This is a genomic window from Pseudomonas sp. 22490 (assembly GCF_052044465.1).
In the GTDB taxonomy this organism is placed as follows: domain Bacteria; phylum Pseudomonadota; class Gammaproteobacteria; order Pseudomonadales; family Pseudomonadaceae; genus Pseudomonas; species Pseudomonas aeruginosa.
Genome location: NZ_JBQENS010000045.1, coordinates 13,188 through 25,550, shown reverse-complemented (window position 1 = coordinate 25,550; position 12,363 = coordinate 13,188). Strand labels below are relative to the sequence as shown.

Here is a 12,363-nt window from a genome sequence, read left to right as displayed (position 1 = left end):
AGGACACCATCATGAGCCGCATCTTCGCAGACAACGCGCAGTCCATCGGCAACACGCCGCTGGTCCAGATCAACCGCATCGCCCCGCGCGGCGTCACCATCCTGGCCAAGATCGAAGGGCGCAACCCCGGCTATTCGGTGAAGTGCCGGATCGGCGCGAACATGATCTGGGATGCCGAAGCCAGCGGCAGACTGAAGTCCGGCATGACCCTGGTCGAGCCGACCTCCGGCAACACCGGCATCGGCCTCGCCTTCGTCGCCGCCGCACGCGGCTACAAACTGATCCTGACCATGCCGGCGTCGATGAGCCTGGAGCGACGCAAGGTGCTCAAGGCGCTGGGCGCGGAGCTGGTCCTGACCGAACCGGCGAAGGGCATGAAGGGTGCGATCCAGAAGGCCGAGGAACTGGTCGCGGGGGATCCCGGGAAGTACTTCATGCCGCAGCAGTTCGACAACCCGGCCAACCCGGCGATCCATGAGAAGACCACCGGCCCGGAGATCTGGAACGATACCGAGGGCGCGGTGGACGTGCTGGTCTCCGGGGTCGGCACCGGCGGCACCCTCACCGGCGTCTCGCGCTACATCAAGAACACCCGGGGCAAGCCGATCCTCGCCGTGGCGGTGGAGCCGGTGACCTCGCCGGTGATCAGCCAGACCCTCGCCGGCGAGGAGGTCAAGCCCGCCCCGCACAAGATCCAGGGCATCGGCGCCGGCTTCGTGCCGAAGAACCTCGACCTGTCGCTGGTCGACCGGGTCGAGAAGATCGGCGACGACGAAGCGAAGAACATGGCGCTGCGCCTGATGCAGGAAGAAGGCATCCTCTGCGGCATCTCCTCCGGCGCGGCGATGGCCGCCGCGGTGCGCCTGGCCGAGGAGCCGAACATGCAGGGCAAGACCATCGTGGTGATCCTCCCCGATTCCGGCGAGCGCTATCTTTCGAGCATGCTCTTCGACGGCCTGTTCAGCGAACAGGAACTGACCCAGTAACCACCGACCCACGGCGCCGCAGCGAACCGGCGCCGCCTTGCGCCAGGCGTATCGAATCATGCTGGAAACCTCGCTCTTCGTAGCCACCCTCGCCACCCTGGGCATGCTCTCGCCCGGCCCGGACTTCTTCCTGATCATCCGCAACGCGGCGCGCTACCAGCGCTCGGCGGCGATGATGACCTCGCTGGGGGTGATCCTCGGCGTGGCCACCCACATGGCCTACTGCGTCGCCGGCCTGGCGGTGCTGATCACCACCACGCCGTGGCTGTTCAACGCGCTGAAGTACACCGGCGCGGTCTACCTGATCTGGATCGGCATCCAGGCCCTGCGCTCGCGCGGCGGCGGCACGCTCGACTTGGCGGTCGGCGGCGTGCAGCGCGTCGGCCACTGGAGCGCGTTCCTCCAGGGCTACCTGTGCAACCTGCTCAACCCCAAGGCCACGCTGTTCTTCCTCGCCGTGTTCACTCAGGTGCTGAGCCTGGACTCCAGCTTCGCCGAGAAGCTCTGGTACGCCGGCATCATCGTCGGCCTCGCCGCACTCTGGTGGCCGCTGCTGGTGGTGCTGATCCAGAGCGCGGTGGTGCGCCGCGGCCTGGCCAGGGCCCAGGGGGTGGTGGACAAGCTGCTCGGCGGCCTGCTGATCGCCCTCGGGGTCAAGGTCGCCCTGAGTTGAGGCAGGCGGGCGGAGCGACGCCCCGCTGCGGTGCCGGCGCCTGTCTGCGGGCCCGCAGGTAAAAGCCGCCCCTTTCCTCGCTTCCGGCAACGCGGGATAAAACCCGGGTGCCGGCCAGCGTTGCCGGCGCCCCCTGAGCGCCGGCGGCGAACCAGTCCGTCGCCGACGCTGTCGTCAGCCGACAGGACACCTACAACAATGAAGACCCGCATCGCTTCCCTCACCCTCCTAGCCCTCGCTTGCGGCAGCGGCGCAACCCTCGCCGCGGACAACCTGAAGATCTACAACTGGTCCGAATACATCGCTCCCGAAACCGTGGCGAACTTCGCCAAGGAAACCGGCATCCAGGCCACCTACGACGTCTACGACAGCAACGAGACCCTCGACGGCAAGCTGATGACCGGCCAATCCGGCTACGACGTGGTATTCCCGTCGAACCACTTCATGGCCAAGCAGATCCAGGCCGGCGCCCTGAAGAAGCTGGACAAGTCCCAGCTGCCCAACTGGAAGAACCTCAACCCGGTGCTGCTCAAGGCCCTGGAGGTCAACGATCCGGGCAACCAGTACGGCTTCCCCTACCTCTGGGGCACCACTGGCATCGGCTACAACCCGGCGAAGATCAAGGCGGTGCTCGGCGACGACGCGCCGCTGGACTCCTGGGATATCTTCTTCAAGCCCGAATACATGCAGAAACTGAGCAAGTGCGGGGTGGCGGTGCTGGACAACGGCCCCGAGCTGCTGCCCATCACCCTCAACTACCTCGGCCTGCCACACCACAGCCAGAAGGCCGACGACTACAAGCAGGCCCAGGCGGCGCTGCTGAAGGTGCGCCCGTACATCCGCTACTTCCACTCCTCGAAGTACGTCAGCGACCTGGCCAACGGCGAGATCTGCATGGTGGTCGGTTTCTCCGGCGACATCCTGCAGGCCGCGACCCGCGCCAAGGAGGCCAACAACGGCGTGGAAGTGCGCTACTCGACGCCGAAGGAAGGCTCGCCGCTGTGGTTCGACATGGTCTCGATGCCGGTCGACGCGCCCGACGAGAAGGCCGGCTACGCCTTCATGAACTACCTGCTGCGTCCCGAGGTGATGGCGGCGATCAGCAACCATGTGCACTACGCCAACGGCAACCTGGCCGCCGACCCGCTGGTGGACGCCGAGATCAAGGCCGATCCGGCGATCTACCCGCCGCAGGAGAAGATGGCCAAGCTGTTCGCCCTGGAATCCATGCCGCAGAAGATCGACCGCGTGCGCACGCGCACCTGGAACACGGTGAAGACCGGCAAGTGAAGCCCGGCGCCGGCCCGGTTTGTCGCCGGGCTGGCGTTTTAGCGCAAGGCTCGCCCACAGGCTCGTCAAATCCCGGACGGCCCGCTATAGTCCCTCTCGTTGTCTTCATCGACCGGATAGCCTCCATGAACCAGCGCTCGCACAGCTCGCTCCCCGCCCTTCCGGTAGCCACCGGCGAGGTCGGCGCGCTCCAGCCGTGCGCCAGCCTGGGCTGCGTTTCCCCTCCTGTAGTCGCCTCGCCTCCGCCTCCCCCTCCCGGTTCGGCCGCCTGCCCGCCGCCGGGCGTCAGTCCCTGACGAGCGCGGTAGCGCCCCAACTCTCTTCCACAGCCCGCCGCAAGCAGCGCCATCCGCTGCCGAGGCGTGCCGTCCGCCGCCGGCCCGAGCCCGCGGCATGCCCGACTACAAGGTGGCAGATCCATGTTTGCACTGAACAAATCCGCACTGGCCGGCCTGGCCAGCACCAGCCTCTTCGTCCTGCTCTGGAGCAGCGGGGCCATCGCCTCGAAATGGGGCCTGGCGCACTCCTCGCCGTTCGCCTTCCTGGTGTTCCGCTTCGGCATCGCCCTGGCCTGCCTGCTGCCGCTCGCCCCGCTGCTCAGGCTGCGCGCGCCGCGCAGCGCGCGTGAGCGCGGCAAGGCCCTGCTCACCGGCCTGGTGATGCTGGGGGTCTATCCGATCTTCTATATCTTCTCGCTGAAGCTGCAGGTCACTCCCGGCATGATGGCGACCATCCTCGGCGTGCAACCGATCCTCACCGCCGTCATCCTCGAACGCCGGCAGTCGCCGGCGCGCCTGTTCGGCCTGCTGCTGGGCCTGGCCGGCCTGGTGCTGGTGGTCTACCAGGGCATCGGCCTGGCCGGGATGTCCACGGCCGGCATCCTCTGCGCACTGCTGGCGCTGGCCGGCGTCACCGGCGGCTCGATCATGCAGAAGGGCATCCGCGAGAACCCGCTGGGCACCCTGCCCCTGCAGTACCTCGCCGGCCTCGGCCTGTGCCTGGCGTTCGTGCCCTTCCAGCCGTTCGAGTTCGAATGGAACGCCGGCTTCCTGGTCCCCGCGCTATGGATGGGCGTCGTGGTCTCGGTGGGCGCGACCCTGCTGCTCTACCGGCTGATCGCCCAGGGCAACCTGGTCAACGTCACCAGCCTGTTCTACCTGGTGCCGGCGGTGACCGCGATCATGGACTTCATGGTCTTCGGCAACCGCCTCGGCTGGCTCAGCCTGCTGGGCATGGGGCTGATCGTGGTGGGGCTGATGTTCGTCTTCCGCAAGGCCGGCTGAGCGAACCGAGCGGGTCGCGGCCCGCCCATGGCAGAGCGCGCGCGGATTCAGTTCTGCGCGAGCTTGCCAGCCATCGCCGCGAACCCCGGCCCCGGCACCGCCGTCACATCGCGCGACCCCACCGGCTCGCCGCACTCCGGGCAGACCATGGTCGGCCGGAACTTGTGGCCACAGGCCTTGTGCACATACTCCACCGGAGCGCCGCGGCCCTCGTCGAGCCAGCGGTCGCCCCAGTTGGCCAGGGCCAGCAGCACCGGATGCAGGTCGTGGCCCATCTCGGTGAGGCGGTACTCGTAGCGCGGCGGTCGCTCCTGGTAAGGCACCTTCTTCAGCGCGCCCGCCTCCACCAGCCGGCTCAGGCGGTCGGCCAGTACCTGACGGGTGACCCCGAGGCTGGCCTGGAACTCATCGAAGCGGCGCATGCCGAGAAAGCAGTTGCGCAGGATCAGCAGCGTCCAGCGGTCGCCGAGGATCGCCAGGCTGCGCGCCATCGAACAGGGCGTTTCGCCGACTTCTTGCCATTTCATGGGGTTCTCCCGGAAAAACCTCCGTCCATTCTAGGGGGCCGCTTCGGAGCTTGACCAGTTCCAAATTGGAACTTAGTATCCGGCCGAAAAGGTCATGGACTCGGCGCGCTCCTGGCAGGATCGGACAAACCAGCACTACGGACGGGTCCCATATCAGCGCCCGCGTAGTAAGTTCCGATTCGGAACTGTAGAAGCGTCGAGCATGAGAGGGAAAGGCCGATACGACGGGGTTCCGTGTGCCGCCCGCGCGTCGTCCTTGCAGCACAGCGTCAGGCAGTCCCGAAAGAACGAAGCCCGCACGGCTGGGGTGCGCCCCAGGTTGCGCCGGCAACGACAACAACGAGGAACACACCGTGACTACGCCGTCCCCGCAATGGAAGAAGACCGCCTGTATCCTCTGCAGCCTCAACTGCGGGCTGGAAGTGCAGACCGAGAATGGCCGCATCAGCAAGATCCGCGGCGATGACGACCACCCCGCCTCGCAGGGCTACGTCTGCGAGAAATCGCAGCGCATGGACTACTACCAGAACGGCGCCGACCGCCTGGACACGCCGATGCGCCGGCGCCCCGACGGCAGCTACGAAGCCATCGACTGGGACACGGCGATCCGCGAGGTGGCGGAGAAATTCCTCGCCATCAAGCGCAGGCATGGCGGCGAAAGCATCCTCTACTACGGCGGCGGCGCGCAGGGCAACCACCTCGGCGGCGCCTACGGCGACAGCACGCTGAAGGCCCTCGGGGTGAAGTACCGCTCCAACGCCCTGGCCCAGGAAAAGACCGGCGAGTTCTGGGTCCAGGGCAAGATGTTCGGTACCGGCGTGCACGGCGACTTCGAGCATTGCGAGGTGGCCATCCTGATCGGCAAGAATCCCTGGCAATCCCATGGTTTCGCCCGCGCCCGCGTGCTGCTCAACGCCATGGCCAAGGACCCCGCGCGCTCGATCATCGTGATCGACCCGCGCCTGAGCGAAACCGCCGCCCTGGCCGACTTCCACCTGCAGATCCGTCCGGGCACCGACGCCTGGTGCCTGGCGGCGCTGGTCGGGATCATCGTCCAGGACGGGATGCTGGCGCGCGACTGGCTGGCCGAGCACACCAGCGGCTACGAGCACATCGTCGACGAACTGAACGCCATCCCGGTGGCCTACTGCGCCGAGACCTGCGGGGTGGAGGAAGACAAGCTGCGCGCCGCCGCCCGGCGGATCGCCAGCGCCAGCAGCGTATCGGCGCTGGAAGACCTGGGCATGCAGATGAACCTGCACTCGACCCTCGGCAGCTACCTGCAACGCCTGGTCTGGTTGCTCACCGGCCATTACGGGCGCCCCGGCACCAGCAACGCCTTCGTGCCCTTCCTCTCGCTGTCCAAGGCGAGCAAGGGCGATACCTCGATGGGCAAGAAGGGCGCGCCACGCGTCGAGAAGCGCAGCCCGGTGGCCAATGCCAAGATCATCATCGGCCTGATTCCCTGCAACGTGATTCCAGAGGAAATCCTCACCGACCATCCCAAGCGCTATCGCGCCATGCTGGTGGAGACCGGCAACCCGCTGCATTCGCTGGCCGATAGCCAGCGCATGCGCGAAGCCATGCGCGCCCTGGAGCTGTCGGTGGTGATCGACGTGGCCATGACCGAGACCGCGCGCCACGCCGACTATGTGTTGCCAGCGGCGAGCCAGTTCGAAAAGGCCGAGGCGACCTTCTTCAACCTGGAATTCCCGCGCAACGCCTTCCACCTGCGCGCGCCGCTGTTCCCGGCGCGCCCCGGCACCCTGCCGGAAGCGGAGATCCACGCCCGCCTGCTGGAAGCCATGGGCGTGCTCGGCGAGAAAGACTACCGGCCGTTGCGCCTGGCCCTGAAGCTCGGGCGCAAGGCATTCTCGGCGGCCTTCCTCGCCGCCGCGGCGACCCGCCCCAAGGTCATGAAATACGCGCCGGTCCTGCTCTACCGTACCCTCGGCCCGACCCTGCCCGCCGGCATGGAAGCGGCCGCGGCGATCTGGGGCATCTGCCAACTGCACGTGCTGAACAACCGCAAGACCGCTGCCCGCGCCGGCTTCGATGGGTTGCCGCCGCTGGCCGCCGACCGCCTGTTCCAGGCCATGCTCGACAACCCGTCCGGGGTGGTCTTCGCCGAAACCACCTACGCCGAAAGCTGGCAGGCCGTCGCCCGTCCCGAACAGCGGATCAACCTGCACATCCCCGAACTGTTGCCGGAACTGGCCAAGCTCGCCCACAGCGCGCCACCCCACGATCCGGCCTACCCGTTCATCCTCGCCGCCGGCGAGCGGCGCAGCGACACCAGCAATACCGCCGTGCGCGACACCGGCTGGCACCGCCGCGGGCGCTACGGCACCCTGCGCATCAGCCCGCAGGACGCCGAGGCGCTGGGCTGCGCCGACGGCGAGGTGCTGCGCGTGGTGACCCGCCGCGGCGAGGTCGAGGCGGAAGTGGAGATCAGCGACATGATGCAGCCGGGCAATATCTCCCTGCCCAACGGCCAGGGCCTGGACTACCGCAACGCCGAGGGCGAGGTGGTGCGCCGGGGCGTGGCGCCCAACGAGGTGACCGACTGCACCCAGCGCGACTTCCTCGCCGGCACGCCCTGGCACAAGTACGTGCCGGCGCGCCTGGAACGGCTGGCGACGCCCGCCGCTACGAACGCCTGAGCCAGGGAGGACGATCATGACCTTCGTCGTGCTGGAAGAATGCATCCGCTGCAAACACACCGACTGCGTGGAAGTCTGTCCCGTGGACTGCTTCTACGAAGGCCCCAACTTCCTCGTCATCCACCCCGATGAATGCATCGACTGCGCGCTCTGCGAGCCGGAATGCCCGGTCGCCGCGATTCGCGCCGAGGACGAGGTGCCGCTCGGGCAACGGCAGTTCATCGCCCTCAATGGCGAACTCGCCGCGCATCCCAACTGGACGCAGATCACCCGCAAGAAGCCGGCGCCCGACGACCACGACGCCTGGTTCGGCCTGCCGGGCAAGCTGGCCGAACTCGACCGCAACGGCGCCTGAGGCGCTGACGGCGCTCAGGCTTCGGCGCGCGAACGCATGAGCCGCCGGTAACGGCGGGTCTGCAGGAGCGCGCCGGCCTGCTGCGCGAGCAACGCGCACAGCGGCGACACCCGTGGGTTGGTCGCCCTGCCCCGGCTCAGCTTGCGCAGCTGGAACTTCACCGCGGCCATGTTCGCCAGCGATGCCAGGGGTTTGTTCTTCCAGGTTATCGGCCGCAACTGCGGCGCCGAGTCCTTGCCGGCGCGCCAGTCGCGCGGCAGGTTCGGCTCGATCGCCAGCGCCGTGCCGATGCCGACCATGTCCACCCCGCTGGCCAGCACCTGTTCGGCCACCGGCCGCCGGCGGATGCCGCCCGTGACCATTACCGGCATCCGCGCCGCCGCGCGGATGTCGCGGGCGAACTCGACGAAGTAGGCCTCGCGGGCCAGGGTCCGCCCGTCGCGCGCTTCGCCCTGCATGGCCGGCGCCTCGTAGCTGCCGCCCGACAGCTCGACCAGGTCGACGCCCAGGCCATCGAGCATCCGTACCACCTCGCGGGCATCGTCGGCGCTGAAGCCGCCGCGCTGGAAATCGGCGGAATTCAGCTTCACCGCCACCGCGAAGCCAGGGGCAACCTCGGCGCGCACCGCCCGGACGATCTCCAGCAGCAGGCGCGCGCGATTCTCCAGGGAGCCGCCCCAGGCGTCGCTGCGGCGGTTGCTCAGCGGCGAGAGGAACTGGCTGAGCAGGTAACCGTGGGCGGCATGGATCTCCACCCCGCTGAAGCCGGCCCGCTCGGCCAGGCCGGCGCTGCGGGCGAACCGCTGGATCACCTCGGCGATCATCGCCTCGTCCATCGCCTTCGGCGTAGCGAAGTGCCTGGACATCCCGCCCAGTTCCAGCGGCACCGCCGAGGGTGCCCAGGCCTGCTGGCCGAGATTGGCCTGCATCTGCCGGCCGGGATGGTTGATCTGCAACCAGAACTGCGCGCCGGCGGAACGCCCGATGCGCGCCCAGCGGCGGAATTTCTCCAGTTGCGCGTCGTTTTCCAGGACCACCCCGCCGGGGCCGGTCATGGCACGGCTGTCGACCATCACGTTACCGCTGATCAGCAGCCCGGCGCCGCCGTCGGCCCAGGCCTGGTAGAGGCGCATCAGGCGTTCGGAGGGGGCCTGCGCGGCATCGGCCATGTTCTCCTCCATGGCGGCCTTGGCGAGGCGATTGGGAATGGTCGAGCCGTTGGGAAGCGTCAGCGTGTCGAACAGGTTCATGGGCCTACCTCATGAGGACAGTGGCCCGACGATAAGATTGAAGTCGACTTCAAGGTCAACGCTTTTTTTGCCGCGCCGCCCGGGCCCTGACCGGGTGCCGGGAGCGCGCCCCCAGCACCCGGCGCGCTCAGCCGCGGATGAAGGCCAGCAGGTCGGCGTTGATCACCTCGGCCTGGGTGGTCGGCATGCCGTGCGGGAACCCCGGATAGGTCTTCAGCGTGCCGTTGCGCAGCAGCTTCGCCGAGAGTACGCCGGAATTCTCGTAGGGCACGATCTGGTCGTCGTCGCCATGCATCACCAGCACCGGGATGTCGATGCGCTTCAGGTCATCGCTGAAGTCGGTCTGGGAAAAGGCCACGATCCCATCGTAGTGGGCCTTGGCGCCGCCCATCATGCCCTGCCGCCACCAGTTGCGGACGATCCCTTCCGAGGGCTGCGCCCCGGGACGGTTGTAGCCATAGAACGGGCCGGCGGGAATGTCCTGGTAGAACTGCGCGCGATTGGCCGCGAGCTGCGCCTGGAGATCGTCGAAGACGCTCTTCGGCAGGCCGCCCGGATTGCCCTCGGTCTTCACCATCAGCGGCGGTACCGCGCTGATGATCGCCGCCTTCGGCACCGGGTCGTCGGGATAGCGGGCGATGTAGTGGACGACCTCGCCGCCGCCGGTGGAATGGCCGACATGGATCGCCCCGCGCACCCCGAGGCGCTCGACCACCGCCGCCACGTCGTCGGCGTAGTGGTCCATGTCATGGCCGTCCCAGACCTGGCTGGAGCGACCGTGGCCACGGCGATCGTGGGCCACTACGCGAAAGCCCTCGGCGAGGAAGAACAGCATCTGCGCATCCCAGTCGTCGGAACTCAGTGGCCAGCCATGATGGAAGTAGATCACCTGGGCGTCGCGCGGCCCCCAGTCCTTGTAGAAGAGTTCGACGCCATCCTTCGTTGTCACGTAACCCATGTCGCTTCTCCCGATCGGTGTGGATGCAGGCAACGGCGCCACCCTGCGGCCGCCGTCCCCTGTGTAGAGTAGAAAGCCGCCTGCGTTGCGCCGCCTGGACGAGGAAAACGCGACCGGCGGTAGCGCCCATGCGGCCTGGCGAACCCGTCGATGGAGGCGAGTTCGTCGCCCGGTCGTGAAACCACCCTAGGCTTGAAGTAGGCTTGAAGGTCAACGCGTTTCGAGGTGCGACATGAAAATCGGCGAACTGGCCAAGCTCACCGGCCTGGCGACATCGCGCATCCGCTTCTACGAGGCCAGCGGCCTGATCCGCTCGCAGCGCAAGGCCAACGGCTACCGCGACTATGCGGCAGACACCGTGTGGATCCTGGAGCTGGTCACCGGCGCCCAGGGCGCCGGCTTCTCCCTGGAGGAGATCGCTCGCCTGCTGCCGAGCGGCGACGGCGCCTGGCAGCACGGCGAGCTGCTCGAAGGCTTGCGCCGCAAGGTGGCCGAGATCGAGGCCCTGCAACGACGCCTGGAACAGAACAAGGCGCAATTGCTGGTGGCCATCGAAAGCATCGAGAACAAGCCGGACGGCCTGCAGTGCACGGAAAACACCCAGCGCGTGCTGGAGCGCCTGCGCGAGGAAGGCCCTCCACAGACGGTCGGGCGTCCACGGCAAACCCGCTCGCGGGGGTCCTCTCCCACGCCGGCGGAGCAGCGGCTTTCCGACGCTTGACCTTGAAGTCGACTTGAATCTTAGAGTGACGCCAACCCACCCGGACAGCCTGCCGAAACCGGCTGCCGACGGGATCACTCACCGAGGAAGGTCAACGCAATGACCAAGCGCATCCTGCACGTCGTCACCAACGTCGCCCACTATGCCGATCCGACCCAGCCCACCGGGCTGTGGCTGTCGGAGTTGACCCATGCCTACGAGATCTTCGCCGCTCGGGGCTACCAGCAACGCCTGGTCAGCCCACGCGGCGGCGAGTCGCCGCTGGAGCCGCGCGCCCTCGGCTGGCCCCACGCCGACGCCAGCGCCAAGGCCTGGCTGGCCGACGAGACGCGCCTGGCGCTGCTGGCCGACACTGCCGCTCCCGAGCAGGTCGACGCGGAGGCGTTCGACGCCATCTATTTCACCGGCGGCCACGGCGTGATGTGGGACTTCCCCGACGACGCCGGGCTGCAGCACCTGACCCGCGAGATCTACCAGCGCGGCGGCATCGTCTCGTCGGTCTGCCACGGCTATTGCGGCCTGCTCAACACACGCCTGGACGATGGCCGCCTGCTGGTCGCCGGGCGCCGCCTCACCGGCTACTCCTGGATCGAGGAAGTGCTCGCCGGGGTCGCCCGCAAGGTGCCGTACAACGTCGAGGAAGAAATGAAACGACGCGGCGCGCTCTACGAAAGAAGCCTGCTGCCGTTCACCAGCAAGGTGGTGGTCGACGGCCGCCTGGTCACCGGGCAGAACCCGCAGTCGGCCAAGGCCACGGCCGAGCAGGTGGCCGCCCTGCTCGGCTGAACGCGGCGTGTCAGTCCTGCGCGCGCCTCATCTGGAAGTCATGGCGCCGCTTGCCGATGAAGAACGATTCTGCATCGTCCCGTCGGCCAGGGGCCGCAGGATCGTCGCAGTGCTGGTCGTGTGGTAGGGGTCGAACTCGTCGAAGGGCGACCTGACATGGATGGAGCTGCCATCGACCGGTTCCGCCTTGCGGGCTTCGCGACGCGGCGGCCTACGCCAGCGGCTTGAGCATGAGGAAGTTGCGCACGCTGTAGTAACCCTGCGAATCCTGCCAGTCGAGAGCGGCCAGGTTCTGCATGCCGGCCTCCCACGGCTGGTTGTCGAACAGCGCTTCCACCGTGCGCTGGTTGCCGAAGGCACAGAAGAAATGCCGGAACCAGTGCAGGCGCGCGTCCAGCGGCTCGGCGCGGATCGCCCGCTCGATGCTCGGGAACAGCCCGGCCGGCAGCGGCGGCGCCTTGCCCTCGGCGCCGCGCAGGCCGAGGTTGCCGATATGCACCTCGAAACGCCGCTCGCCGATCTCCCAGGTCTCCACCATCACCTGGTCCTCCTCGGCCTGGCCCCAGAGCGCGGAAAGCAGCACGTGGAAAGAGTTGGAGGCGAAGTTACGCAACGCGTCCTGCAAGCCGTCCTCGCCGCTGCCGATGCCGGCGAAGGCTTCCTGCAACTGGCGCTCGTCCTCCAGCAGCACGTCGACATCCAGCCGTCCGGTCTTCTCCCCCGCATACCAGGTGGCGCGGATCGCCGGTAGCCGCCCGGCTGGCGCCACCCATTCGCCGTGCACGACGCACTCGATCCGGTGGGATTCGAACAGAGCAGCCAGATGCTGCGAGACGGAGACCGCTTCCATGGGTTGTCCTTGCATGGTCGA

Annotated in this window: 12 protein-coding genes; 8 read left to right on the top strand and 4 right to left on the bottom strand. The window is 67.8% G+C overall.

Annotated elements, in window-relative coordinates; translation table 11 throughout:
- The first annotated feature begins 11 nt into the window (after window positions 1–11).
- From cysK to ACTJJX_RS31595, 4 genes are all read left to right on the top strand, one after another.
- Window positions 12–986 carry a cysteine synthase A gene (gene cysK / locus ACTJJX_RS31610; protein WP_003090573.1) on the top strand — a complete coding sequence of 325 codons (975 nt, stop codon included), beginning with the start codon at window positions 12–14 and terminating at the stop codon, window positions 984–986.
- Between the two features lie 58 nt (window positions 987–1,044).
- Window positions 1,045–1,659 (top strand): LysE family translocator, encoded by a 615-nt coding sequence (locus tag ACTJJX_RS31605; RefSeq protein WP_003090574.1) that lies wholly within the window; start codon window positions 1,045–1,047, stop codon window positions 1,657–1,659.
- 198 nt (window positions 1,660–1,857) lie between these two features.
- Window positions 1,858–2,949 carry a polyamine ABC transporter substrate-binding protein gene (locus tag ACTJJX_RS31600; RefSeq protein ID WP_003090575.1) on the top strand — a complete coding sequence of 364 codons (1,092 nt, stop codon included), beginning with the start codon at window positions 1,858–1,860 and terminating at the stop codon, window positions 2,947–2,949.
- Window positions 2,950–3,368: 419 nt separating this feature from the next.
- A complete protein-coding gene (locus ACTJJX_RS31595) occupies window positions 3,369–4,232 on the top strand; it encodes a DMT family transporter (RefSeq protein ID WP_003131044.1) in 864 nt (287 codons plus the stop codon).
- Between the two features lie 47 nt (window positions 4,233–4,279).
- Here ACTJJX_RS31595 and ACTJJX_RS31590 read toward each other — a convergent pair whose 3' ends face one another.
- Window positions 4,280–4,759 (bottom strand): winged helix-turn-helix transcriptional regulator, encoded by a 480-nt coding sequence (locus tag ACTJJX_RS31590; RefSeq protein ID WP_003090577.1) that lies wholly within the window; start codon window positions 4,757–4,759, stop codon window positions 4,280–4,282.
- Window positions 4,760–5,112: 353 nt separating this feature from the next.
- Here ACTJJX_RS31590 and ACTJJX_RS31585 point away from each other — a divergent pair, with 353 nt between their 5' ends.
- Both ACTJJX_RS31585 and fdxA read left to right on the top strand, forming a co-directional pair.
- Entirely contained in the window at window positions 5,113–7,422 is a 2,310-nt protein-coding gene (locus ACTJJX_RS31585) for a molybdopterin oxidoreductase family protein (protein WP_016852722.1), read from the top strand.
- Between the two features lie 16 nt (window positions 7,423–7,438).
- A complete protein-coding gene (gene fdxA / locus ACTJJX_RS31580; RefSeq protein ID WP_003090580.1) occupies window positions 7,439–7,777 on the top strand; it encodes a ferredoxin FdxA in 339 nt (112 codons plus the stop codon).
- A 14-nt stretch (window positions 7,778–7,791) separates the two neighbouring features.
- Here fdxA and ACTJJX_RS31575 read toward each other — a convergent pair whose 3' ends face one another.
- Entirely contained in the window at window positions 7,792–9,027 is a 1,236-nt protein-coding gene (locus ACTJJX_RS31575; RefSeq protein ID WP_003116693.1) for an NADH:flavin oxidoreductase/NADH oxidase family protein, read from the bottom strand.
- A gap of 127 nt (window positions 9,028–9,154) precedes the next feature.
- Complete coding sequence (locus ACTJJX_RS31570) at window positions 9,155–9,985, bottom strand: alpha/beta fold hydrolase (RefSeq protein ID WP_003101542.1); 831 nt, start codon at window positions 9,983–9,985, stop codon at window positions 9,155–9,157.
- 232 nt (window positions 9,986–10,217) lie between these two features.
- Between ACTJJX_RS31570 and ACTJJX_RS31565 the strand changes: the two genes are divergently transcribed.
- Both ACTJJX_RS31565 and ACTJJX_RS31560 read left to right on the top strand, forming a co-directional pair.
- A complete protein-coding gene (locus tag ACTJJX_RS31565; protein WP_003090587.1) occupies window positions 10,218–10,706 on the top strand; it encodes a MerR family transcriptional regulator in 489 nt (162 codons plus the stop codon).
- Between the two features lie 99 nt (window positions 10,707–10,805).
- Window positions 10,806–11,492 carry a type 1 glutamine amidotransferase domain-containing protein gene (locus ACTJJX_RS31560; RefSeq protein ID WP_003114389.1) on the top strand — a complete coding sequence of 229 codons (687 nt, stop codon included), beginning with the start codon at window positions 10,806–10,808 and terminating at the stop codon, window positions 11,490–11,492.
- A gap of 211 nt (window positions 11,493–11,703) precedes the next feature.
- On the opposite strand, the gene ACTJJX_RS31555 is transcribed toward ACTJJX_RS31560, so the two are convergent.
- Window positions 11,704–12,342 carry a DUF6348 family protein gene (locus ACTJJX_RS31555; protein WP_003090593.1) on the bottom strand — a complete coding sequence of 213 codons (639 nt, stop codon included), beginning with the start codon at window positions 12,340–12,342 and terminating at the stop codon, window positions 11,704–11,706.
- Between the last annotated feature and the right edge of the window lie 21 nt (window positions 12,343–12,363).

Excerpts from the sequence above, each read along its gene's own strand:
- fdxA (WP_003090580.1), top strand. The coding sequence starts at position 7,439 with ATGACCTTCGTCGTGCTGGAAGAATGCATCCGCTGCAAACACACCGAC.
- ACTJJX_RS31555 (WP_003090593.1), bottom strand. The coding sequence starts at position 12,342 with ATGGAAGCGGTCTCCGTCTCGCAGCATCTGGCTGCTCTGTTCGAATCC.
- ACTJJX_RS31605 (WP_003090574.1), top strand. The coding sequence starts at position 1,045 with ATGCTGGAAACCTCGCTCTTCGTAGCCACCCTCGCCACCCTGGGCATG.
- ACTJJX_RS31575 (WP_003116693.1), bottom strand. The coding sequence starts at position 9,027 with ATGAACCTGTTCGACACGCTGACGCTTCCCAACGGCTCGACCATTCCC.
- ACTJJX_RS31565 (WP_003090587.1), top strand. The coding sequence starts at position 10,218 with ATGAAAATCGGCGAACTGGCCAAGCTCACCGGCCTGGCGACATCGCGC.
- ACTJJX_RS31570 (WP_003101542.1), bottom strand. The coding sequence starts at position 9,985 with ATGGGTTACGTGACAACGAAGGATGGCGTCGAACTCTTCTACAAGGAC.
- ACTJJX_RS31595 (WP_003131044.1), top strand. The coding sequence starts at position 3,369 with ATGTTTGCACTGAACAAATCCGCACTGGCCGGCCTGGCCAGCACCAGC.
- cysK (WP_003090573.1), top strand. The coding sequence starts at position 12 with ATGAGCCGCATCTTCGCAGACAACGCGCAGTCCATCGGCAACACGCCG.
- ACTJJX_RS31560 (WP_003114389.1), top strand. The coding sequence starts at position 10,806 with ATGACCAAGCGCATCCTGCACGTCGTCACCAACGTCGCCCACTATGCC.
- ACTJJX_RS31600 (WP_003090575.1), top strand. The coding sequence starts at position 1,858 with ATGAAGACCCGCATCGCTTCCCTCACCCTCCTAGCCCTCGCTTGCGGC.
- ACTJJX_RS31590 (WP_003090577.1), bottom strand. The coding sequence starts at position 4,759 with ATGAAATGGCAAGAAGTCGGCGAAACGCCCTGTTCGATGGCGCGCAGC.